Origin of the sequence: Paenibacillus rhizosphaerae, assembly GCF_014192015.1 — a bacterium.
Lineage (GTDB): Bacteria > Bacillota > Bacilli > Paenibacillales > Paenibacillaceae > Paenibacillus_AQ > Paenibacillus_AQ rhizosphaerae.
In genome coordinates this window covers 257,762-280,090 of sequence record NZ_JACHXJ010000004.1, presented here as the reverse complement: position 1 = coordinate 280,090, position 22,329 = coordinate 257,762, and the positions used below count along the sequence as shown (strand labels likewise).

20 protein-coding genes are annotated in these 22,329 nt (G+C 55.7%); 2 read left to right on the top strand and 18 right to left on the bottom strand.

Annotation, left to right across the window (positions count from 1 at the left end; translation table 11 throughout):
* Nucleotides 1-25: 25 nt before the first annotated feature.
* Complete coding sequence (locus FHS19_RS23355; RefSeq protein WP_183584209.1) at nucleotides 26-2,095, top strand: HelD family protein; 2,070 nt, start codon at nucleotides 26-28, stop codon at nucleotides 2,093-2,095.
* A gap of 18 nt (nucleotides 2,096-2,113) precedes the next feature.
* On the opposite strand, the gene FHS19_RS23350 is transcribed toward FHS19_RS23355, so the two are convergent.
* The 12 genes from FHS19_RS23350 to FHS19_RS23295 form a co-directional block, all read right to left on the bottom strand.
* Nucleotides 2,114-2,569 (bottom strand): Dps family protein, encoded by a 456-nt coding sequence (locus FHS19_RS23350; RefSeq protein WP_183584208.1) that lies wholly within the window; start codon nucleotides 2,567-2,569, stop codon nucleotides 2,114-2,116.
* Between the two features lie 81 nt (nucleotides 2,570-2,650).
* Nucleotides 2,651-3,094, bottom strand: a complete 444-nt coding sequence (locus tag FHS19_RS23345; RefSeq protein ID WP_183584207.1) for a winged helix-turn-helix transcriptional regulator — start codon at nucleotides 3,092-3,094, stop codon at nucleotides 2,651-2,653.
* A gap of 106 nt (nucleotides 3,095-3,200) precedes the next feature.
* Nucleotides 3,201-4,238: a zinc-binding alcohol dehydrogenase family protein gene (locus FHS19_RS23340; RefSeq protein WP_183584206.1), complete on the bottom strand. Its 1,038-nt coding sequence runs from the start codon at nucleotides 4,236-4,238 to the stop codon at nucleotides 3,201-3,203.
* 93 nt (nucleotides 4,239-4,331) lie between these two features.
* On the bottom strand, nucleotides 4,332-5,708 hold the full coding sequence (locus tag FHS19_RS23335) for an FAD-dependent oxidoreductase (RefSeq protein WP_183584205.1): 1,377 nt from the start codon (nucleotides 5,706-5,708) through the stop codon (nucleotides 4,332-4,334).
* A gap of 319 nt (nucleotides 5,709-6,027) precedes the next feature.
* Nucleotides 6,028-6,426: a VOC family protein gene (locus FHS19_RS23330; protein WP_312887311.1), complete on the bottom strand. Its 399-nt coding sequence runs from the start codon at nucleotides 6,424-6,426 to the stop codon at nucleotides 6,028-6,030.
* 184 nt (nucleotides 6,427-6,610) lie between these two features.
* Nucleotides 6,611-6,994, bottom strand: coding sequence for a hypothetical protein (locus FHS19_RS23325; RefSeq protein ID WP_183584204.1), 384 nt, complete (start codon nucleotides 6,992-6,994; stop codon nucleotides 6,611-6,613).
* 52 nt (nucleotides 6,995-7,046) lie between these two features.
* Nucleotides 7,047-8,375, bottom strand: a complete 1,329-nt coding sequence (locus FHS19_RS23320; protein WP_183584568.1) for an MATE family efflux transporter — start codon at nucleotides 8,373-8,375, stop codon at nucleotides 7,047-7,049.
* A gap of 154 nt (nucleotides 8,376-8,529) precedes the next feature.
* Nucleotides 8,530-9,009, bottom strand: a complete 480-nt coding sequence (locus FHS19_RS23315; protein ID WP_183584203.1) for a DUF6530 family protein — start codon at nucleotides 9,007-9,009, stop codon at nucleotides 8,530-8,532.
* 2 nt (nucleotides 9,010-9,011) lie between these two features.
* Complete coding sequence (locus FHS19_RS23310; protein ID WP_183584202.1) at nucleotides 9,012-9,365, bottom strand: GIY-YIG nuclease family protein; 354 nt, start codon at nucleotides 9,363-9,365, stop codon at nucleotides 9,012-9,014.
* 413 nt (nucleotides 9,366-9,778) lie between these two features.
* Nucleotides 9,779-11,335 carry an extracellular solute-binding protein gene (locus FHS19_RS23305; RefSeq protein ID WP_183584201.1) on the bottom strand — a complete coding sequence of 519 codons (1,557 nt, stop codon included), beginning with the start codon at nucleotides 11,333-11,335 and terminating at the stop codon, nucleotides 9,779-9,781.
* A 37-nt stretch (nucleotides 11,336-11,372) separates the two neighbouring features.
* Nucleotides 11,373-12,263, bottom strand: a complete 891-nt coding sequence (locus FHS19_RS23300; RefSeq protein WP_183584200.1) for a carbohydrate ABC transporter permease — start codon at nucleotides 12,261-12,263, stop codon at nucleotides 11,373-11,375.
* Nucleotides 12,257-13,171: an ABC transporter permease gene (locus FHS19_RS23295; protein WP_089550423.1), complete on the bottom strand. Its 915-nt coding sequence runs from the start codon at nucleotides 13,169-13,171 to the stop codon at nucleotides 12,257-12,259. Before FHS19_RS23295 ends, FHS19_RS23300 begins: the two co-directional genes overlap by 7 nt.
* A 302-nt stretch (nucleotides 13,172-13,473) precedes the next feature.
* On the opposite strand from FHS19_RS23295, the gene FHS19_RS23290 reads away from it, so the two are divergent.
* Nucleotides 13,474-15,750: a helix-turn-helix domain-containing protein gene (locus FHS19_RS23290; RefSeq protein WP_183584199.1), complete on the top strand. Its 2,277-nt coding sequence runs from the start codon at nucleotides 13,474-13,476 to the stop codon at nucleotides 15,748-15,750.
* Between the two features lie 484 nt (nucleotides 15,751-16,234).
* Here FHS19_RS23290 and FHS19_RS23285 read toward each other — a convergent pair whose 3' ends face one another.
* From FHS19_RS23285 to FHS19_RS23260, 6 genes are all read right to left on the bottom strand, one after another.
* Nucleotides 16,235-17,485 (bottom strand): N-acetylglucosamine-6-phosphate deacetylase, encoded by a 1,251-nt coding sequence (locus FHS19_RS23285; protein ID WP_183584198.1) that lies wholly within the window; start codon nucleotides 17,483-17,485, stop codon nucleotides 16,235-16,237.
* A gap of 10 nt (nucleotides 17,486-17,495) precedes the next feature.
* Entirely contained in the window at nucleotides 17,496-18,269 is a 774-nt protein-coding gene (locus tag FHS19_RS23280; RefSeq protein ID WP_183584197.1) for a glucosamine-6-phosphate deaminase, read from the bottom strand.
* Between the two features lie 21 nt (nucleotides 18,270-18,290).
* On the bottom strand, nucleotides 18,291-19,187 hold the full coding sequence (locus FHS19_RS23275; protein ID WP_183584196.1) for a sugar phosphate isomerase/epimerase family protein: 897 nt from the start codon (nucleotides 19,185-19,187) through the stop codon (nucleotides 18,291-18,293).
* Nucleotides 19,188-19,222: 35 nt separating this feature from the next.
* A complete protein-coding gene (locus FHS19_RS23270) occupies nucleotides 19,223-20,161 on the bottom strand; it encodes a Gfo/Idh/MocA family protein (protein ID WP_183584195.1) in 939 nt (312 codons plus the stop codon).
* Nucleotides 20,162-20,181: 20 nt separating this feature from the next.
* Nucleotides 20,182-21,207, bottom strand: a complete 1,026-nt coding sequence (locus tag FHS19_RS23265) for a Gfo/Idh/MocA family protein (protein ID WP_183584194.1) — start codon at nucleotides 21,205-21,207, stop codon at nucleotides 20,182-20,184.
* A 221-nt stretch (nucleotides 21,208-21,428) separates the two neighbouring features.
* Nucleotides 21,429-22,289, bottom strand: coding sequence for a MurR/RpiR family transcriptional regulator (locus tag FHS19_RS23260; RefSeq protein ID WP_183584193.1), 861 nt, complete (start codon nucleotides 22,287-22,289; stop codon nucleotides 21,429-21,431).
* Between the last annotated feature and the right edge of the window lie 40 nt (nucleotides 22,290-22,329).

Sequence of the window (22,329 nt, the reverse complement as noted above, 5' to 3'; positions counted from 1 at the left end):
TATTCTTTCACAGGGAGGGTCTAAGATGTTGAACCAAAGCGAAGCCGAAGAAAGGCGTTATGCCGAGGCGATGACAGACGAGCTGGGGCGGGCGCTGGAAGACATCCGCGGGAAAATATCCGCTTCCCACCGCGACGTTATTGAGGCGAAAAAATATATGTGGGAAAACATTTCACAGCTGGATCCCGCGGAGCGGGCCGCGAACAAGGTCGATATCTCGCTTCAGATCGACTCGGGTGAGAAAGCCATCGACAAGGAGCGGAAGCTGTATAAACTGTACCAGTCTCCTTATTTCGGCAGGGTAGACTTTCACGAGGATGGCCTGAAGGAAGCCGATGCCTATTATATCGGGATTCATTCTTTTGCCGGGACGGACGGACACACAAATCTGATTTACGACTGGCGCTCGCCGGTCGCCAGCATGTTTTACGATTTCGGCGTCGGCCCCGCCTATTTTATCGCCCCGCTGGGGCGGATTGAAGGCGAGCTGACGGTGAAGCGGCAGTACAAAATCAGGGACGGCCGCATGGAGTATATGATCGAAAGCTCGATCAACATCGACGACGACGTCCTGCAAAAGGAGCTCAGCAGCACTTCGGACGAAAAGATGAAAAACATCGTCGCCACGATTCAAAAGGAGCAAAACGTCATCATCCGCAACGAAACCTCCGATGAGCTCATCATTCAGGGCGTGGCCGGTTCCGGAAAAACGTCGGTCGCCCTGCACCGTATTGCCTTCCTGCTGTACCGCTATAAGGAAACGCTGACGTCGAGAAACGTGCTGATCATCTCGCCGAACAAAGTGTTCTCCGATTACATTTCGAGCGTGCTGCCCGAGCTGGGCGAAGAAAACATGATGGAAATACGCCTCGAGGAGCTGGCGGAAGCCGAGCTCAAAGGGATCGCCGGTTTCCAGACGTTCTATGAGCAGGTCACCGCGTTGATGGAGCAGGAGGATCCCTCCATGATCGAACGCATCCGGTTTAAGGCAGCCGCCGGCTTCATCCGGAAGCTGGATGAGTTTATTGCCTATGCAGAGCAGCATTATTTTGAGCCGGAAGACGTGCAGGTCGGCGGACTGCGGATTTCTGCCGCAGAGCTGAAGGCCATTTATGAAGGCACCCGCCGGATGCCCGTGCAGTCCAGGCTCGAGCGGGCCGCAAACCAGGCAGCGGCGAACCTCAGGGACGAGGATGGTCAGAAGCTGTCCGCACCCCGGATTCGCAAAATCAAGGCGGCCGTTAAAAAAATGTTCCGGGCATCCAGCCTCCTGGCGCTGTACAAGGATTTCTACGACTGGCTGGGCAGACCGGAGCTGCTGCGCATGGCAGGACCGAAAAAGCTGGAATATTCGGATGTCTTTCCCCTCGTCTACCTGAAAATGTACTGGGAAGGAACGGCTCCGTTTGATTTTGTAAAGCATCTGATCGTCGATGAAATGCAGGACTACACACCGATTCAATACGCGGTGCTTTCCAGGCTGTTCAACTGCCGCAAGACGATCCTTGGCGATGCCGGCCAATCCGTCAATCCCTACTCCTCCTCTTCGCTTACCGAGATCAAAAAGGTGTTCCCGAACGCGGATACGGTAGAGCTGTTAAAGAGCTACCGCTCCACCTATGAAATTACGACCTTTGCCCGGCAGCTTAAAGACAACCGCAGCGTCGTTCCCATTGAGCGGCACGGCGAACTGCCGCGGATTGTTGCCTGCGCAGACGAGGAGGACGAAATGGATCGCATCCAGTCCGTCATCCGGGCATTTTTGAATTCCGGATCGCGTTCCATGGGGATTGTCTGCAAAACAAAGGGTCAGGCGGACGAGGTCTATCAAAGCCTGAGGGACGTATTTGACACCCTGTATCTGCTGGACTTCGACAGCGAGGAGTTCCGCGAGGGCATCATCGTCACTTCCGCCCATTTGGCAAAAGGTTTGGAGTTCGATGAGGTCATCGTTCCTTTCGTGAGCAGCGAAGTCTACCGGAACGAGATGGACCAATCGCTGCTCTATATCGCCTGCACCCGGGCGATGCATAAGCTGACGCTGACGCACAGCGGGGAACGGACGGCCTTATTAAAAGAGCCCGGGGAGCACTAGCCCCCGGGCTCTTCCTTTTTATCCAAGATACGATTCCAGCATCCAGACGTGCTTGTCGAGATCCGCCTGCATCCCGATCAGCATATCCGCCGTCGGATGGTCGCCGGCGCTTTCCGCCACACGAATGCCGTCCTGCAGCTCCTTGCTGACCGCAGTGAAGTCATGGATGAGCGACCGCACCATACTGCGAGCATCCTCTTTTCCCCCAGCCTCGGCGACCGTGCCGATTTCGAGATACTCTTTGAGCGTGGCGGCCGGTCTGCCTTTGATCGCCAGAAGGCGTTCGGCGATATCGTCCGTTTTTTGCGTAATATCGTTGTACAGCTCTTCGAACTTCGCATGCAGCGTGAAGAACTGCTCCCCTTTTACGTACCAGTGGTAATTATGGATTTTAACATAAAGGATGCTGAAGTTTGCCACCTGCTGATCCAATACCTGTTCCAACGTGTTTGTCGTGTTTGTCGTGTTTGCCATCTGTAATCCATCCCTTCTTTAGATGAAATGGACCGCCTTAGGCGATCCGGCTGATTAAGAAACATTTGCGGCGACCGTTCGTTACGGCTGCTTGGCTTCTTCTACCGGGACAACGGTTATGTCATCCACGAGCGACTCGCAGTGCGGGCAATAATGCCGGAGTTCGACTTCGTGGCCGCAGGCGGTATGCTTCAGGCTTTTATAGCATTTATCCAGATGCTTCTCCCCCCACAGGATAAAAGCATGAAAGATCATCTCCATATCCCGTCCGCTTTCCGTCAATTCGTATTCATACCGCGGAGGATGCGCGGAGTACAGATTGGATACAATCAATCCGTCCTCCTCCAGCTGTCTGAGCCGCTCGGATAACACATTCGCAGAGATCGTCGCCAGGCCCTGCTTGATTTCGTTGAACGTTTTTTTACCGACCAAAATTTCATGTATGATCATCAAAGACCATCGATCGCCTACGATGTTCAATGTTTGCGCAATGTTGCAATCCAGGTTGTAAATATTCTTCGGCATATCCATGACCCCCCCGTGTATCTTTGCCTCAAATGTGGTGCTGGCTTCTAACCCTAAAGTGCCACAAATGACCGCCTCAAGCAAATTGGTCCCCGCGTAGCTTCCATTAGAATCCTTCCAGTACGACCTTGCCCACCGTACGGCCGGTTTCCAGCAGAGCGTGGGCCTTACGAAGATTGGCCGCATTGATCGGCGTCAGCGTTTCGGTTGTGGTTGTCCGGATGACGCCCTCGTCCACAAGGTGCGCGACTTCGTTCAGCAGCTTGTGCTGCTCGATCATGTCCGGCGTTTGGTTCGTGGAACGGGTAAACATGGTCTCCCACACGAATGTGACGCTTTTATTTTTGAGCAGGGTTAGGTTCAGCAATTCATTCGTCTCGACGATCGAGCAAATCTTGCCTTGCGGCGCGATCGCTTCCGCCATGTTCACCCAATGCTTCTCCGTGCTGTTCAAGCAGAGGATGTAGTCGACCTGCTCGATGCCGGCCGCCTTAAGCTGCGGCAGGAACGCTTCGAAATGGTTGATAACGTAATCCGCCCCCAGCCCTTTGACCCAATCCGCCGATTCGGGCCGGGAAGCTGTGCCGATGACGGTAAGACCGGAATACTTGGCCAGCTGCGTCGCAATCGATCCGACCCCGCCGGCTGCCCCGATAAGCAGGATGGTTTTGCCGGCGTTGTCGGCCGGGGTCCGGGAAATACCCAGCCGGTCGTACAAGCTCTCCCAGGCCGTGATGGTTGTTAACGGCAGCGCCGCCGCCTGCGCAAAATCCAATTTGGAAGGCTTCGTGCCCACGATTCGTTCGTCCACCAGATGAAATTCGCTGTTTCCCCCAGGTCGCGTAATGCTGCCGGCATAGAACACTTCATCGCCCGGCTGAAACAACGTCACATCCGGACCCACCTGCTCGACGACGCCCGCGACATCCCATCCCAGTACCCTAGGCACGCTCTCCACGCGGTCTTTAGGCGAACGGACTTTATAATCGACGGGATTCACCGAGATGGCGTGGACTTTCACCAGCAAATCCTTGCCTGTTGGCACCGGTTTATCGAGCTCGACGTCAATCAGGCTTTCCGGATGATCAATCGGTAGATACTTATACAGGCCTACGGCTTTCATTGTCTCTTTTACGTTCGTCATGGCTCTTCTCTCCCTTATACATGTAATTTATGGTGTTAAGCTGAGCGTCTGTGTGTGTCAGTCATTATGTAAGCGATGAGCCCGCTAAGGAGCTCATTGGATCGCGCCGAGCAAGTCGTTGATCGTCTCCGCCATCGACGGATGCGTAAAAATGGTATCGCGGAGTACGGAGTACGGCTGTCCGGACTGCATGAACACGGACACGATGTTCACAACCTCACTCGATTCCGCCCCGAACATGGTGAACCCGAGCAGACGGTCGGTCTCAGCGTCGACGACCGCCTTGAGCAGACCGTCTGTCTGCTTCAGCTGGCGTGCCCTCGTCGATGCCGTAACGGGTAATTTCGCCGTTTTCACGGTATGCCCCCGTTTGAGCGCCTCCTGTTCCGTGTACCCGACTTGGGCCAGCGGCGGATCGATAAACACGGAGTAAGGAACGAATCGCCGGTCGCCGGTCGTTCGAGTCCGGTCGCCGAACAATTGATTTTTAAGGATCCGGTAATCGTCGAGCGAAATGTACGTAAACTGCGGGCCTCCGTTCACGTCGCCGATCGCCCAGATATGCGGCACATTCGTCTGAAGCGTCTCGTCAACCCGGACGAAACCGCGCTCCGTCACTTCAACGCCTGCCGCTTCGAGATTCAGTCCGTCCGTATTCGCCTGTCTGCCGGTGGCGACCAGTACGGCATCCGCTTGGAGCGTGTCCTCACCGTCAGGCGTGGACAATCGCAGCTGAACGGATTCCCCTTGTTCCGTAATCCGGGACACCTTGGTCTGCAGCCGGAAGCGGATGCCCTTGGCCTCCAGCACCTTTTTGACCTCTTCGGCAATCTCCCGGTCCTCTCTCGGCATAAATACACCGCCGTTCTCAAGAACGGTCACCTCCGAGCCGAAGCCAGCATAGATGGAGGCGAATTCCAGGCCGATATATCCGCCGCCGATGATGGCCAACCGGGAAGGCAGCTTCGCCAAGTCCAGCATTTCGGTGCTCGTATAAACGTGAGTTCCGTCCATCCCGGGAATGTCGGGAAGGACCGGCTTTGCCCCCGTATTGATGAAAATTCGCTCAGCCTCGGCGAGGATGGTCCCAGCTTCCGTTTCCACCCGAACCTCGTGCGGGGATTGAAACGAAGCCGTTCCGGTCAATACCGTGATCCCCGGATGGCTGTTCAGGTTATTGAAGTTCTTGCCGCGCAGCAGGGTAACCAGCTCATCTTTCTCCTGAAGGGCGCGCGCATACTTCGCCTGCCGGGACTCCGGGCCGTTCCCTCCCTCCTGCGAAACGATATGCGACTGATAAGCCAGCGCCTTTGTGGGAATGCAGCCGATATTGATGCAGGTTCCGCCATACATCAGAGGTGACTTTTCCACGACGGCGACTTTCAATCCCTGCTCGGCCAGAAAGGGGGCCAACGTTTTTCCGCCTTTGCCGAAGCCGATAATTAACGCATCGAACGTTTCCTTGATCATCGGACGATCCATCCCTTCTCGAATGAAGCTCTTACTTAAGATTTTTTTCTCGTAAATATGTACCTCGCAATGTGTTCGCTGCTTGTGCTCGTTTCTATGTAAGTCATAATACAATACTTAGTTAGTTTTTACAACCCACTTATTTAAAAAAACTTACCGTTGGTTTTTTGGAGTTCAATCCGCCCCCTTAACTAAGGGAAAACGGCTCCCGTTATTTTCACTGCAGCAAAAAGACAGCCGATCCTCCTGATGGCTGCCTTCCTTGAACTGCTTTATCTGCTGCTTTTGCATCGTTAAATTCGCTAGGCTTCATTCCCAATTACATTTTCGTAATCATCCACGTCACACCGAACCGGTCAATGACCTCTCCGTAGTAAGCGCCCCAAGGCTGAAGGGCAAAAGGATATTTGCTTTCTCCGCCCTCACTCAGCTTGGCATAGGCCGCTCTGGCTTCCGTCTCATCGGTATATGTTAAAGAAAGGCTGACGCTGCGGTTATACGAAACCGGTTCAAACGCGTCGGACAGCATCAACGGGTTCGTTCCCGCCAACGTTACCGCCAAGTGCATCACTTTATCCTTCATCGCCTCAGGCGTTCCAGGCGCGTCTCCGTATGTACTGACAAACTGGATTTCCCCGCCGAGGGCCTCGATATAGTAATTCGCCTGGCTTCTTGCATCCACCGACATCAGATAAGCGTTCATTTGTGCTCCCATCATTGTTCAACAACCTTTCACCTGTTTTTTTGTCTTTACATCAATACGACGAATGCATGTCGGCGAAATCGACACGGAAGAAAAAAATTCACAAAAAGTTTTTTATAACAAAAAAAGAGCTGCTTCCACGGTCATCTTCGCCCCGTTCGAGCAGCCCTTTGCTATCGTTATCGATCTGTTTTTGTTTTTAAGGTTGAATGGATGCACCGGCCGCATACCATTTCCCGGATTTGAGTTGGAGTGTCAGCCGGACCGGCTCCCTGAACCCGAAATGCTCACTGGAATACTGCTGGGTCACATAAGCCAGGGATATCCCGAAGAAATGCAGCGGAAATACGAAGCCGATGTCATGAACGGCGGGGTCATACGCATAGCCGGTCTTCGTCATGTCTCGCTCGACTGGATGGATGTCATGATAGACAGCCTCACTCATGTAATCGGTATAGTCCGGATCTCCGCTCATGGCTTTTACCAAAATCCGTTTTGTATCATGGGCAATCCAAGCGCCAAACCCGGCGTACGCGGCTGCAAAAACAATGATCAGCGATAACGCAAGCCTTTTCCCCTTCATGCCGGTCCCCCCCTTGGTTATTCCAGGTTCCGCAGTTCCGAAGTTTTCCTTGCTAGTGAACCAGCCGCGTAATCTGCTTCTTTTTCCATGAGAAGCGGTAGTAGCTGTACACCAGAATGAAGCTGGCGATGAACGCCGCCGGATACCCGATCCAAATGCCTTCAATGCCAAGGCTTGTGTGGTACGAGAGCACGTAGGCCACTGGGACCTCCACGCACCAGATCGACACGATGTTGAATACTGTCGGCCACAACACCGTGCCGCTGGACCGCATCGTCGCCCCGTAAATCTGCGTATGGCCGAAGATGAGGTAGCTCCACAGCGTGATCATGAGCAGCCGGTGGGCGATGTCCAGCGTATCGCCGCTCGTGATAAACCAGGACAAAATATGCTCTGAGAACAGGTACACCGGGATAATGATCAATGCCCCAATGATATAGTTGAGCATAATGCCCACGCGGATGACCTGTTTCAGCCGGTCCAGCTGACCGGCCCCAATCGACTGCGCTCCCAGCACCGATACGGTCATGCCCAGGCTGATCGCCGGCATCTGGACGTAGCTCGCCACCTGATTTCCCGCGCCGTAGGCAGCGGTTGCGTCTGACCCGAACCGGTTGACGAATATGATGACCGCAATCTCGGACAGCGACACCAGGATCATGCTGATGCTGGAGGGAATGCCGAGACGAAGCAGCAGCTTCAGCATTTCCCTGTCCATCCCCAGGTGCCTGCGCACCGAGGCGTCGAACTGCAGCGCGTGGTTCTTCCAGCGAAGATACCACAGCATCACGATAAAGGTCACGATCGTGGAGACCAGATTGGCGTAAGCCGCGCCGTACAAGCCGAGCTTAGGCAGCCCGATCCAGCCGAAGATCAGCACAGGCAGCAGAATCAGGTTCAGCACCGTGCTGACGATCAGAAAATAAAACGGCGTTTTGGAATCGCCCGTTCCGCGCATAAAAGTCGTATAGACCGCATACAGGAACAAGAACGGCAGGCTCCAGAACATAATGCGGGCATAATGTACGGAAATGTCGATAATGTTGGACGGGGTTCCGATCAGAAGCAAAATGTCCTCGGTAAAGATGCCCCCCAGCACCGCCAGAACAATGCCGAGGATGAGCGTGAAGGTCAGCGTCGTGCCGACGACCGCCTTGAGCTTCTCCTCGTTACGGGCACCGTAGGCCTGGCCGATCAGAATGGCACTGCCGGAGCCGATCCCGATCACAAAGGATATGACCAGAAAAAATAACGGGAAAAACGCAGATATCGCCGCCAATGCCTCAACCCCGATCCAGCGCCCCACAACGATGCTGCCGACCAGCTGGCCGACGGACTGCAGGGCGTTGCTCAGAATAAGGGGGATAAGGAAGGCGATCATGGCCCGCAGTACCGTATCCTTCTTGTCGGGAGCGCCCGGCCCCGGCCTCTCGGATGGCACGGCACCGGAGGTGCCTTTTAATCCTTGCTCGGTTGAACTCATGTAAAACCATCTCCTTTTATCATCATCCAATGGAAAGGCTTCTGCTTGCTCATCAATATCCCATCTCCTTCAATAGGCGGGACAAAATGCGGAACCGCTCACCCAGCAGCTCGCCGTCTTCGCTCAGCGCCTGGGCAAAAAGCTTGATATCTTCGTCGATCATCGGATTGTCCGTGCATACCGCCACTTCCATGGCATCACCCTGCACCCCCACCCGGTCGATGGTCGCCTCTTCCGGGTCATACAGCTTGGGATATCGGTAGGCTTCGCTGAAATAGGCGCTGCTGCGCAGAATCAGAATCGCCAGATCCAACACCCGGTGCATTGGAAGCTCTTCGGATTGGCGCGACCATTTCTCGCCGGTATATCGCCATACCTTAGCGGAAATATCCACCTTCCCACGCTCGTTCCACTGGGCCAGACCCAGGGATAGTCCCTTGGCATCCGTACTGTATGCCTTTCTGCCGTCGATATTTTCATAATTCTCGGATACGATGACCGGTTTATGCTTTAACGTTGTTGGGATCTTCATGGTTAGATCATCTCCACATGTTTTAATTTATCTTTCCAAATATCGCGCAGGAGCTCAAGGTCCTCCGTATAGTCGGTTTTGGACTCATCCTTGTCATAGGCGAGCGTGTCTACAACCTTCACTTCAAACTGGCTCTCCCCGTATTCGTTCCATTCCCGCTGCAGTTCCTTGCATTTGTGCAGGCCGGATCTTAACGTAAACTGATGCCGGTTCAGCATGCTCTTCATATCCTGCGTGAAACCCAGATAGATGCGTCCGGAAGGGATACATTTGAGCATATATACGCCCATTTGGGGTTTCATTTCTTTGTACTGGGCGATCAGCTCAGCCCTGCGGCTCTTGTCCATCCGATTCATCTCACTTATCCGTTTAATATTTAGTAATTTACTAAATCAGTAATTTACTAAATGACTAGATCATTTATATTACAGATATTGTATCCTGTCAAGGAATTTGGAAAACTTTTGAGATGAACATAAGGCATCAGCCCTTTTGTGATCGGAAAATTTCATTCAAAGAAGACAGACCGCGTTTAAAGGTTATTTTTCTTGCATTATCAAGAAGCCATGGCTCTGGAGTTTATACGTTCTGATATTATAAGAAAAACGTCTATCGACGTACCTTCAAAGAAGACAGACCGCGTTTAAAGGTTATTTTTCTTGCAATATCAGGAAGCCATGGCTCTGGAGTTTATACGTTCTGATATTATAAAAAAGGCACCCGGCCGTTAGCCAGGTGCCTCAGGAAATCGGCGCAGCCTCGCGCCTTCCTATTTATTTTCCAGCTTCGCCTGCTCCACCCGCTGCTGCGCCGCCGTATAGGTGTCGATCAGCTTTTGGACGCCGAGGCCGTTGATTTCCTCCACATATTTATCCCACTCGCTTAACTTTCGCGTGCCCAGGACAAACTTGGAGAAGTTCTCTTCGCGGTATTTCTTCACGGCCTGCCCGGTCACCGACAGCACCTCGTTCTCCGCGTCGGTAAATGCCGGCTTCGGCTGCATCGCCGGCGGATCGTACTTGACCGCTTCCTCATATGCCTTCTTCAAATCGTCCGAGAACAGCGACAGGTGCGCGTTGAAGTCGATCCACGTGTACGTACCGCTCGTCTGCAGGCCGGTCTGCTTCCGCATTTCCGTCACGTCGGTATACTCCGGCTTGAACTTCTTCTCCCCGTTGTCCACCGTATAGGTCTCGCCTTCCTTGCCCCAGCTGCTTAAGTTTCGCCCATCTTCACTGTAGAAAAAGTCCATATACTTCATAATTTCGTCCTTATGCTTGGAGCTCGAGGCGACGGTCAGACCGCCCTCAAGATAGTGGAAATACGGGTTCAGCTGCTTCACGCCCGGCAGTCCTGCCGGCGGCGCCATGAACTGCAGGCTGTACTCCGGATTGTCCTTGCGCATCGCGTTATTGAAAAAGTCGACGCGGCTGATGTAATCGATTGTCACAAAGGATTGACCCGTGGACATGACGTCCTGCCACTGCTTCGTCTGGATCGAGAGGAAATCCGGCGGAATCAGTCCTTCCTCATAGAAGGTATGCCACATCTCCACCATTTTCTTGTAGTTATCCTCGGTCGGTCCGAACTTCCACTTGTTGTCGTCAAAATCGTAATACACATCCGTGCCCGTATCGAAGTTGGTCGTCAGGTTGGCGTACATCTCATCCGGAATTTGCCCGAAGCGCATCGACAGCGGATAGCTGTCCGGGTACAGCTGCTTCAGCTTTTTCAGCACCTGATGCAGCTCCTCGTAGGTCTTAGGCGTCTGCAGTCCGTTTTTCTTGAACACATCCTCGCGGTACAGCCAGATCATCCGGTTCGTCTCCCCAAAGCCTTGGTTCGGGAACATATACATTTTGCCGTCCGCAGACAATGCGGCCTTGGCCTCCTCCGGATACTGCTCCATCCACTTTTTCAGATTCGGCATTTGGTCGACGTGGTCCAAAATATTTTCCAGCGCGCCTTGGTCCCCGTATTTGTTGGAGTCCCTGCGGCCCGACATATACATGAGGTCCGGGAGATTGGCCGAGGCCATGACCAGGTTCAGCGTGTCGCTCAGCTTACCCGAAGGCGTCTGTACGTTCAGCGTGACTCCGGTTTTCTCCTGAATCCATTTCCAGATCGGCCAATCCTTGCTGTAAGGGAAGGTCGCATTATTGTCAAGCAGAGCCGTTAAGGTGACCGTTTCCTTCTGTCCCCCAGTTCCGGCATTGGCATTGGATGCCGTATTCGTCTCTTCCTTCTTCCCGCCGGTGCATCCAGCTGCGGCAATGACGATCAGCAGCGCGGCCAGCAGCGCTGAAGCGATCTTTCTTTTCTTCATTCGTTTCGCCCCTTTGATCAAAATTGGAACATCACAGTTATCCCTTCACCGCACCGATCATCGATCCTTTCACAAAATATTTCTGGACGAACGGATATATGATCAGGATCGGAATCGTGGATACCATGATCGTTGCAAACTTCAGCGAATCCTCGACCACCATGTTGTCTCCGCCGATCTGCGTCACCTGCCCGGAGCTGACGCTTCCGGCCAGCACGAGATTGCGGAGGATGACCTGAAGCGGGAACAGGTCGGGATTGCGTAAATACAGCAGCGGATTCATGAAGTTGTTCCAGATGCCTACCGCATAGAACAATGAGATCGTAGCGAACACCGGCTTGGATAACGGAACGATAATGCGGAAGAAGATGCCGATGTCGTTCAGTCCGTCCATTCGTCCCGATTCCTCCAGCTCCTTCGGTATGCCGCTGAAGAACGTCCGCATCAGAATGAGATTCCATGTGCTGACCGCTCCCGGCAGTACCATGCCCCAGATCGTATCGACCAGCCCGAGCGAGCGGACCACCAGAAACGTCGGGATCATGCCCCCGCTGAAAAACATCGTAAACACGATCAATAGCGTAAAGCCTTTGTGAAACGTCATGTCGCTCCGGGACAGCGCATAAGCGCCCATGGACGTAATGATCATCGCAATCGCCGTGCCCAGCACGGTGTAGATGATCGTGTTCCGGTAGGCCGACCAAATTTTCGGGTCCCCCAGCACCAGATCGTACATCCGGAGATTAAAGCCCTTTGGCCACAGCGTGACTTCTCCCTTCATGACGTACACGTCCCCGCTGAGCGAAACCGCAAGCATGTAAACGAACGGATACAATGTCACGGCAGCCACACCGAGCAGAATCAGCGTATTGACGATGGTAAACAGGCTGATCCTGCGGCGGCCGCGAACCTCCCCTGCACTTACCATAGGCTGGTTCCCCCCAGTCTGCGGCTGATAAAGTTGGCCGAAAAAATAAAGATGAAGCTGATGACCCCCATGAACAGATCAATGGAAGAGGCGTAGCTGAAGTTCCCCTGCTCCATGCCGACCCGATATACATAGGTGCTGATGATGTCCGCCGTGTCGTAAATGGCCGGGTTATACATCAGAAATACTTTCTCGAAGCCGATCTCGAGCACCTTCCCGATATCGAGGATCAGGATGATCATGATGGTCGGCGCAATGCCGGGCAGCGTCACATGCCACAGCTTTCGCCACCGGTTCGCCCCGTCGATGCTGGCCGCTTCATACAGCTGCGGATCGACCGCGGTCAGCGCCGCCAGGAAGATGATCGTCTCCCATCCGATGTGCTGCCAGATTTCCGACAGGACATAGACCGGCCGGAACCATCCCGGCTCCATCATGAAGTTGACCGGCTTGCCGCCAAGCGCAGTAATCAGCTCATTGATGATTCCGCCGTTCGGGGACAGGAACATGATCACCATGCTGGCCACGATGACGTTGGAAATGAAATGCGGCAGGTAGCTGACGGTCTGCACCCATTTTTTGAACACGGCATTCCGGACTTCGTTCAGCAGCAGGGCCAGAATGATGGGCGCCGGGAAGCCGAAAACCAGCTTGTAAACACCGAGCAGCACCGTGTTTTTCATCAGCACCCAGAAATCCGGGTTCTCGAAAAACATCCGGTAATACTTGAAGCCCACCCACTCGCTCGCCCAAATGCCCTTGAACACGTTGTAGTTTTTGAATGTAATGACGAGGCCGAACATCGGTGCATACTTGAAAATCGCGTAATACAGCAGGCACGGGAGAAACAGCAGCCATAAGTATTTGCTTCGTCTCCAGGCCCGCTTCAGCCTGCTCTGCATGGTCATGCCGCTGCGGCGCTTTACGTTCAGGCCCGGCAGGCCTGCTTCAACGATTCCCGACACTTCCGATTGTGCTTGTTTCACCCACATGCGCACCTCCCTCTTTGGTCATGGGCCGTGAAACCCTGTACCCGAATCATACTTGAACGTTTCCCCATAAATAAATCTGCACGTTTGTGAGGATATCCCCTTTTTCCTGGGTCAGCCGGAAGATTGTAGAGATTCCCGAAAAGGTGAATATTGTTTGAACGCGAAAATAAATCTTATGATATAGGTAACAGAGCGCACATTGCGGAGGTGTTCAAGAGATGTCACTCATCCTGACGAAAAAACTGGGGTACACGACGCTTTTCACGAAATTACTGCTTGGATTTCTGGCCGTCATCTTGCTTCTTGCCGCCTTCAACCTGGTTTCCTTCTTCTATTTAAAACGCCAGATCCACCAGGAGATCGTCAAGTACAACGAACTGAGCATTAATCACGCAGTGGAGGGCTACGAGGATCATTTTCGGCTGACCCGGGAAATGGTGCTCGGTCTGAACCAGAACAGCCTCTGGGCGACCCACATCAACTTGCTCCGGCATGCCAAAGTCAACAAGGCGTACGGCTACGTCAACGACGTTATTGCCGAGATGAAACAGCTGTACACGAACCCCTTCCTCTATATTGACAACCTCATCATTGACTTCCGCAGCGACGCCTACGTCATCGAGAAGGACGGGACAAGCAGCGCAAAAGCGATGTTCGGCACGTATTACGTAAGCCCTTCCTACCCCCTGGAGTTTTGGGACGGCCAGTTTGAAGAATCGTACGCCTACCGCGTGTTTCCGTCAGCCCCCTTTACCGAGAACACGGCGGGCCACACGGTGTCCAAAGGCGTGCTGATGCCCATGGTCATTAAAATGATGCCTTACCGCGACATGTACTTCATCGTCATGATCGATGCCCAAAAGCTGACACAGGACCTGCACGTGTCGATCAGCGATCAGTTTTATATTCTGAGTGCCGACGGGCAGCCGCTCTACCAGACGTCGGCCGACATGAAATCGGGCCTGGTCACCTCGTTTGATCCGGACCGTTCCTTTATGCAAACGAAGGATTACTACTATTTCTATAAAACAGGGGCTGGTACGGGCTTCACCTATGTCAGCCGGGTTCCGGTCCAGAGCATTTCCGGCCAGCTCCTCAATCTGAATCTGATCCTGCTGTCACTGCTCGCGATCGTCGGCGTCCTGATCGTGCTCACCTTCCTGTTTAGCCGGCGCATGCACCAGCCGATCCGGCTCATCGTCGACGAACTGAAGGGCTACGAGACCGACGCAGGCAGTGGGACGGATAACGAACCCGTTCGCGAAATCGAGCTGATCACGCGAAAAATGCACCACATGCGCATCTCCCACCAAAGCATTTCGCGTGATCTGGCGCGCAAAAACTCCATGCTCCGGCATTACGCCTACACCAACAAGCTGAAGAACATCCATATGAACCTGAAGGAGATCCAGGAGTTGACCGATACGAGCCTGCCTTACGTAGTGGTGGTCTACCAGGTGCTGTTCAAGGATGCCTTCGAACACTATCAGCAGAAAACCGGTAAAGGCTCTTACTACCTCCGCGTGTACGTCGACAATGTGTGGCGCCAGGCTTTTCCCGACGCCGTCACGATCCAGACCGAGCCCCACCAGATCCTGACGCTGCTATTCCTGCCCGAACCCGAAGCGGATCTCACCCCGTACATGCAGCGGCTGCTGCAGGTGTTCTCCGTGGACCGCGACAGCTATCTCGTCACGATGGCCCATGGAGCCGTTCAGCCGGCAGGGGCGGACTTCACGGCCGCGTATGAGCAGGTCCAGGAACGGCTGAAGCTGCGCCGCCTGGTGGATGAAACGCAGTGGATTCGGCCGGACTCCCCTGCTGACGGCGGAGCGCGAGGCGAGCGCTACCTCAAAGCGATGTGGGAGCAGGAGTTCCAGACCCGCCTGATGAGCGGCAGCGAGGAAGGCATGCAGGAGTGGGTCGGGCGCAGCCTGGACCAGCTCGAGAAGAAGCAGGCGGTGGCCAGCGACTACCGGCAGTTCGCCAAGGATGTGGCGGGCGAGCTGGATAAAGCGCTGCGCCAGCTTCCCGCGGCCGCATCGGCCGATGCCGGCGGCCGCCCGCCGCTCGAAGAGACCCGGCGCTTCTACAGCCGGGCCCAGTACGAGCGCTGGTTCGGGGACCTGCTGCGCCCCGTGCTGCAGGGAATCCGGCGCAAGACGGAGGAGCATGATCCGATCACGTCGTTCGTGACGGAGTATATGTGCACGCATTTGGACGAGGACATCAACCTCGACATGATGGCCGACAAGTTGAACATTACGTCCGGCTATCTGTCGACGTATTTTAAGGAGAAGACAGGTGTTAATTTCAGCGACTATCTGAACGACCTGCGCATCCGGACGGCCAAGGAGCTGCTGCAGAACCTGGATCTGCGTATTCAGGACGTGGCGGCCCGGGTCGGCTACCGCAACGTGAACTCGTTCATCCGTATGTTCAAGCGGCATGCGGGGATTACGCCCGGGGAGTATCGGCGTAAATATGCGTCGTAGGGGAAGTGATGGCGGGCAGGCTGGGCGGCGGGCAGCGTTGGTGCAGGTTAAATCCGGTACTTCGGCGCTCGCATGGACGCTCCGTGTACGGATCGTTCTTCCGATCGCTGTTGTCTTTGGATTTCTTCACCGGAAACATAACAAGGGTGAAATCCAAAGACAAAGGCGACCGCTCCGCTTCTCCAGATCGATTCCGCCCACTCCGCTGGGTCGAGATTGGAGTTATGACGAGTAGCAGACAAAAATTAATCACATGAAATAACCATCCTATTAGCAATCTGCCCAAAAATTCCAATCAATCGGGGTAGTTCCTTGCCTAACTCATATCTTTCACAGCATTAATCTTGTTCCATTAACCTTCTTCCACACCCGGCTCCCTTGTTCAGTTCAGTGCAGGGCCTGCCGTCCATCACATGTGGGTAAGTAAAAACCCCCACCCGGACTTCGTATCCGGGCGGGGGTTCGATGTTTTAGTCAGCCCGCGCTAAGCCTGAGGCTGTATATTGGGCTGCGCGTCGCGGGCGTCGTACTTCAGCTGCCCGCGCTTGTAGATGCGAAGGATGCGGATGCCCGCCGCATCCTTGGTGAAGAGCGCCACGTCCGCGGGCGCGCCGGGCGCCAGGCCCTGGGCCGCGGGCAGGCCGAGCAGGCCCGCGGGGCGCACCGAGGCCATCGCCCACGCCTCGCCGAGGCTTGCGATGGCCCGCTCCGCGAGGTGCGCGATGCCGGCGGTGAGCGGCAGCGCCGAGCCCGCAAGCAGCGCGGGCTGCCCGGCCAGGTGCAGCCGCCCTGCCGGCGTCAGCGTGACGCGGCCGCCGATATGCGTGTCGTACGTGCCGGGCGGCATTCCGCCGAAGCTGACGGCATCGCTGACCAGGATCAGCCGCTCGCCCTTTACCTTGGCGGCGACGCGAAGAAAAGCGTCCGGCAGGTGAAAGCCGTCCGCAATCACGCTCGCCCACAAGGGCTCTTCCGCCAGCTGATCCCATATGTAGTTCGGGTGGCGGGGCAGCACCGGGTGAGCGCCGTTGCCCAGGTGTGTGGACATGCGCGCCCCGGCTTGAACGGCCGCCTGGATTTGGGCCGAGTTGGCCGCGGTGTGGCCGATCGAGACCAGCACGCCGCTGCCCGTGCACCGCTCGATAAAGTCCACGGCCTCCGGCCACTCCGGCGAGACCGTGACGATCCGGATCCGCCCTCCGGCAGCCTCCTGCCAGGACTGGAACAGCTCCCAGTCCGGCGCTCTGACATACTGGGCGTCATGGGCTCCTCTCGGCCCATCTTCCGGGGAGATAAACGGCCCCTCCAGGTGAATTCCCGCCATATTATGATTAGCGTCCGTTTCGCACACTTCGGCAATCGTGCCGAGTCCGCTGCGCAGCGCCTCATCGCTGTTCGTAATCAGCGTGGGCAAATACGAGGTGACACCCTCCGCCCACAGCCTCTCGTTTAACTGCCGGACGGTGTCCGCCTGCAGCGGATGCGTGTTGAGGTCCAGCCCCGCATACCCGTTGATCTGCAGATCGACAAGTCCCGGTCCGATCAGGGGCAGCTCCTGCTCGCCCGCCTGTGCCCCGGCAACCCGCCGGCGCTCTGCCTCTTCCGGTGTCCCGAGCACCTCGTACCCGGCAATCACCCCACCTGCCAGGGTGAGCCGGATATGCTCCCGGGTCAGGGCATGGATGCCCTCCAGCCGGATCAGGGCGTCACGGCCGCCTGCTGCCGTGGGATCCATGCCGCCGCGGTCAGCCTCCATACGAATCCCGATCCAGGTATAACGTACAGTTCGGATGCTCCCGCAAAATGGAAGCCGGGCAGGCGGTCGTGATCGGTCCCTCCAGTGTCTGCGTCACCGCGCTGCGCTTCGTCGGTCCCGGCACGATGCAGAACAGGCGGCCGCCGGAGAGCAGCGTAGGGATCGTCAGCGTCATCGCCGTTTCGGGCACCTCCCGGAACCGGTCAAAACAGCCGTCCCGAACCTGCTGTTCCCGGCACATGTCGTCGAGCTCGACGATTTTTACCGTCTTCGGGTCGTTGAAATCGGCCACCGGCGGATCGTTAAAGGCTAAATGGCCGTTCTCCCCGATGCCGAGGCAGACAATGTCGATCGGGGCTTCCTGCAGCAGCGCCGCATACCGCTCACACTCCGCGGCGGGATTGGCGGAGCCGTCGATCAGGTGGACGGTTCCCGGGCGGACCCGGGAGAACAGCCGGGTATCCAGAAAAGTGCTGAACCGCTGGGGAGCATCTTCGTCCAGTCCGATATATTCGTCCATGTGAAACGCGGTCACCCGGCTCCACTCGATATCTTTATCCGCTGCGAGATAGTCCAGCAGCTCGTTCTGCGACGGAGCCGCGGCAAACACGATCCGCAGGCTGCCCTGGTCTGCCAGGATCGCCTTCATTGCTTGGGAGACATCGGCTGCCGCCGCTCTTCCCATCTCGTCTCTCGACGCGTACTGCCGGACCTGAAGACGGTCCTTCCACCACTTTTTCTCCGCCAAACGGGGACTGGGCATGATCATTCCTCCTCCATTGAATTACAAACCGCTCTTGCTTATTGAAATGGAACTCCGCTCCAGCAGCTCAAACAAGGAATTCAGGCAGTCAATGGTCGCCTCTTCCCCTCCCTCGGAAAAGGCATATCCGGCCGGGCGTTTGAGCTGCTCTTCCGTCAGGCTCGATTGGAGCCTGTAGTGGGTTTCGACCACCAAATAGCCGTCATACCCTTCTTGCACCAGGCGGTGCAGCAGGCCGGCGTAATCTACCTGGCCTTTTCCAACCGCCACCGCTTCGGTATGATCTCCCTGCTTCACCGCATCCTTCAGGTGGATGTGGCAGATCCGCTCCCGCAAAGCTTCGTAGCCGTCAGGGTAAGGGATCTCCTCGTCCGGGTCCCACAGATCGTTCCCCGGGTCATACAATCCTTGCAAATAAGGAGAATCCACCGCCCGGATCAGCGACGCGGCCTTGGCCGCATTGGAGGCGTAGACCGCCGGATCCGCTTCCAGCGCGTAAATGACGCCATGCTGCTCCAATATCGGCACCACGCCCTTTAATTCCCGGACGATGTCGTCATACGCCTCCTCCAGCGGGCCTTCGGCCCAGAAGCTGAAGCCGCGTACATACCGGGTGCCGAGCCGCTGCGCCAATTCCGCATAACGGGTCAAAATTCCCCGGTGTTCGGCTACTTCTTCTGCATTTCGAAGATTGCATTTAAACACCGGGGCGGATAAGCCGCTGACCTTCAGGCCAGCCGCGCGGATCGCCGCACCGATCTCCTCAATGCGCGAATCGCTTAGCCGGTACAGCTGCTCCCCATCCACGGAGCGCAGCTCCAGTGCGGCCAGCCCGTACCTGCGGGCAATCCGGATCGCATCGGTGATGTCCTGGGAGATTTCGTCGGTAATGACGCCCAGTTGAAAAGCCGCATTCATGTCGCCCTTTCCCCTCCTTTCATCAAGCGGCAAAATCAGGAGCTGGCAACCGGGCTGATACCCGTATCCAGCTTCACGGTCCTGCCGGTCTCCCGGCTTTCGTTGGCCGCCTCCAGAAAAGCGATGACTTCCAGCGTCTCCGTCAAGTCGATCGGAGCGGCGCCCGTTTGGAACATGCGGATCACTTCTTCCATCATGCTGGCATAATACGGCTTGCCGTCCGCATACACGTCGACATGCTCGGTCCCCTGCTCACGGTGAATCAGGGCGCCGAAACGGCGGTTGCCCTTCCGGTTGCCGCGCAGTGTTCCGACCCGGCCGTCCTCCCATACGCCTACGGCGAGATCATGGTCAGCATTCGTGGTGACCGTGACCTCTTTACACCCCTTGCCCATGCTGCGGTACAGCATATCAGCGGCATGGATGCCGTACCAGTAAAAGCCCGGCTGCGTCGGCTGCAGCTCCATGGGGCCGTAGGTATCCACGCCGATAATGCTCCCCTGATCGGCTGAATCCAGCGCCCGGCCCAGGCCTTCCGACCAGCGGACGGAGGAGCAGCTCATGAGCGGAATTCCGTGCTCCTGCGCCAGCCGGTAGATCGCCTTAGCGTCACGGGTCGTGACGGCAAACGGCTTGTCGATAAAAACCGGCTTTCCATATGAAACGATCTGCCGAAACTGCTCCAAGTGCACGCGCCCGTCCACCGAGAGCAGCAGGATAGCATCGGCATTTTCGGCTGCCTCCTGGATGCTCTGGACGATGGGGACGCCGCTGTTGTCCCTGACTTCAGCCGTGAATTTATCCACCCGCCCGATACTCAATTCAAAATCCGGCGATCCGCCCGGATAGGCGGCCGTCACTTTCCCGCCGCGCACGTGGTGCGGGTGATCCGGGTTGTTCAGCAGCTCCGCAAAGAGCGGTGCATGCGACGTGTCCAGGCCAATGATTGCGATCTTCAGCTCTTCTGTACTCATTTTTCGCTTATCGCCTCTTCCTACAATTTGATTTCCTTGCCCGTACGCGAGGACTCGTAAATGGCTAGGATCAAGTCCACCGATTTCCTCGCTTCCTCTCCCGAAATGAGCGGCTCGCGATCCTCCCGCACCGCCTGAATCAGGTCGTCGATCAGAATGTAGTGCCCGTCGGAAGAAATGGCATTCGGGTCGTCCGCGCCTTCGGCGGAGCCTTCCGACACGAGCGGGGCTGTATCACCGTCGACCGTTTTCCATACTTTAAAACCGCTGTCTCCGTAAATGATCGTGCCGTGCTCGCCGTGAATTTCAAAACGCGGCTCCTGGCCGGGATTCACCGATGTCGTTCCCTGGATGACCCCAAACGCCCCATTCTTATATTTCAAAACCGCAACCGCTGTATCCTCCACCTCGATGTCACGAATTAACGGAGCCGTGTAGGCAAAGACGCTATCTACTTCTCCCATCATCCAGCGGATGATGTCAATGCCGTGCACCCCCTGATTCATGAGGGCGCCGCCCCCGTCAATGGCCCATGTTCCGCGCCATCCGGCGCTTTTGTAATATTCCGGGCTGCGGTAGTACTTTAAGTAGGCGTCCCCCAGCACTAACTTGCCAAGCTTGCCTTCGTTAATGGCCTTTTTGGTCAGTAGCGCATGCGGCGTGGTGCGTTTCTGGAATACGGTGGCCAGCTTGACGCCATGGCTCCGGCAGGCTTCGATCATCTCGTCCATATCCGCCTTGGTAATGCCGAGGGGCTTTTCGCACAGCACGTGCTTGCCCGCCTCCGCGGCCGCGACGGTGGCATCCCGGTGGCCTCCACTGGGCACGCAGATGCAGACGGCGTCCACGTCACACTCCTGCAGCATTTGCCGGGTATCCGTATATACATGGGCCGCCCCGAATTCCTCTGCTATTTTTGCCGCTTTTTCCGGAACGGCATCGACAACCGCCGCCAGCTCCGCCTCCGGATGGCTCACGATGGCTCTGGCGTGCAGGGGGGCAATCACCCCGGCCCCAATAATGGCAAACCGCATTTTTTGGCTCATACCAATCTCCTCCCGGTGGGATCCACCTTAAGTTTACAACCCCATTCTAGTGGGACCCGTCTCCACGGCCAATCGCCCATTCTGCGGCTTTGCGCACAACTTTGGCGTCATCCGCAGGATCGAAGATGAATCCGTAAAGATGTATATGACAGCGCTCTCCGGGACTTGACCGTAAGGCAACAAAAAAAGCGCCCCCTGCCCCCCGGCAGGAAACGCTCTGCTTACAAAAAATAATTCGTGATCGACTGGTCGCTGGCCAGAAGGCCTTCGCTGTCCAGCTTCTTTTTCAAATACTTTTTATCCGAGGAAATAAACACGCTCATGATCAGATCGACCACGAACAGGAACGTAATATGATTGGACATAAAGGCGCTGTTATTGACGGATATTTTATCCGGAACGATAATATCGACAGCCGCGTTCTCCGTAATCGGCGAAGCGTCGTAGCAGGTAATGGCGACCACCCTCGCCTGATTGACCCGCGCGATGGATACCGCATCGATAATTTCCCTCGTTGAACCCGAACGGGAGAAAGCGATGACCACATCGTCCGGACCGCACTGGGAGGCGGCGATCTTCATTTCCCTGCTGTCGTTGATGGCTTCCGCCATCATGCCGATAATCGCCAGCCGGTTGCGGAGCGCCATAGCCGCCAAAAACGAATCGAACAATCCGATGACAACGATCCGGCGGGCACTTTTCAGCAGATCTACGACCTGGTTGAGTTGCTCCTCCGTCACGAGCGCAGACGTGTTCACGATCAGCTCATTATAATCCAAAGCGAGCGCATCAATGGGATTGATCTCGCGTCTTTCTTTCTTCTTCGCCTGCATATCCCGGTAGAACGCGTCCTGGGCAAAGGCAATCTTGAAGTCGTTGAAGCCTTTGAAGCCGACCTTTTTGCAGAAGCGGTTAATGCTCGTCTCGGACACGCCGATCTCATTCGCAATCGCCGTGATGGTGTTGCGGGTAATAAACTCCGGATTATGAATGACAAAGTTGGCGATTTGATTTTCGCCGTAGGTTAACTTTTGGGTTTGCGATACGATTTTGGCGATGACGGCCGGAACCTGTGAAGACATGTGACCTCCTCCTGACCTACCTGTGGGAAAATAGCTAATC

Excerpts from the sequence above, each read along its gene's own strand:
- FHS19_RS23355 (WP_183584209.1), top strand. The coding sequence starts at position 26 with ATGTTGAACCAAAGCGAAGCCGAAGAAAGGCGTTATGCCGAGGCGATG.
- FHS19_RS23350 (WP_183584208.1), bottom strand. The coding sequence starts at position 2,569 with ATGGCAAACACGACAAACACGACAAACACGTTGGAACAGGTATTGGAT.
- FHS19_RS23345 (WP_183584207.1), bottom strand. The coding sequence starts at position 3,094 with ATGCCGAAGAATATTTACAACCTGGATTGCAACATTGCGCAAACATTG.
- FHS19_RS23340 (WP_183584206.1), bottom strand. The coding sequence starts at position 4,238 with ATGACGAACGTAAAAGAGACAATGAAAGCCGTAGGCCTGTATAAGTAT.
- FHS19_RS23335 (WP_183584205.1), bottom strand. The coding sequence starts at position 5,708 with ATGATCAAGGAAACGTTCGATGCGTTAATTATCGGCTTCGGCAAAGGC.
- FHS19_RS23330 (WP_312887311.1), bottom strand. The coding sequence starts at position 6,426 with ATGATGGGAGCACAAATGAACGCTTATCTGATGTCGGTGGATGCAAGA.
- FHS19_RS23325 (WP_183584204.1), bottom strand. The coding sequence starts at position 6,994 with ATGAAGGGGAAAAGGCTTGCGTTATCGCTGATCATTGTTTTTGCAGCC.
- FHS19_RS23320 (WP_183584568.1), bottom strand. The coding sequence starts at position 8,375 with ATGATCGCCTTCCTTATCCCCCTTATTCTGAGCAACGCCCTGCAGTCC.
- FHS19_RS23315 (WP_183584203.1), bottom strand. The coding sequence starts at position 9,009 with ATGAAGATCCCAACAACGTTAAAGCATAAACCGGTCATCGTATCCGAG.
- FHS19_RS23310 (WP_183584202.1), bottom strand. The coding sequence starts at position 9,365 with ATGAATCGGATGGACAAGAGCCGCAGGGCTGAGCTGATCGCCCAGTAC.
- FHS19_RS23305 (WP_183584201.1), bottom strand. The coding sequence starts at position 11,335 with ATGAAGAAAAGAAAGATCGCTTCAGCGCTGCTGGCCGCGCTGCTGATC.
- FHS19_RS23300 (WP_183584200.1), bottom strand. The coding sequence starts at position 12,263 with ATGGTAAGTGCAGGGGAGGTTCGCGGCCGCCGCAGGATCAGCCTGTTT.
- FHS19_RS23295 (WP_089550423.1), bottom strand. The coding sequence starts at position 13,171 with ATGACCATGCAGAGCAGGCTGAAGCGGGCCTGGAGACGAAGCAAATAC.
- FHS19_RS23290 (WP_183584199.1), top strand. The coding sequence starts at position 13,474 with ATGTCACTCATCCTGACGAAAAAACTGGGGTACACGACGCTTTTCACG.
- FHS19_RS23285 (WP_183584198.1), bottom strand. The coding sequence starts at position 17,485 with ATGGATCCCACGGCAGCAGGCGGCCGTGACGCCCTGATCCGGCTGGAG.
- FHS19_RS23280 (WP_183584197.1), bottom strand. The coding sequence starts at position 18,269 with ATGCCCAGTCCCCGTTTGGCGGAGAAAAAGTGGTGGAAGGACCGTCTT.
- FHS19_RS23275 (WP_183584196.1), bottom strand. The coding sequence starts at position 19,187 with ATGAATGCGGCTTTTCAACTGGGCGTCATTACCGACGAAATCTCCCAG.
- FHS19_RS23270 (WP_183584195.1), bottom strand. The coding sequence starts at position 20,161 with ATGAGTACAGAAGAGCTGAAGATCGCAATCATTGGCCTGGACACGTCG.
- FHS19_RS23265 (WP_183584194.1), bottom strand. The coding sequence starts at position 21,207 with ATGAGCCAAAAAATGCGGTTTGCCATTATTGGGGCCGGGGTGATTGCC.
- FHS19_RS23260 (WP_183584193.1), bottom strand. The coding sequence starts at position 22,289 with ATGTCTTCACAGGTTCCGGCCGTCATCGCCAAAATCGTATCGCAAACC.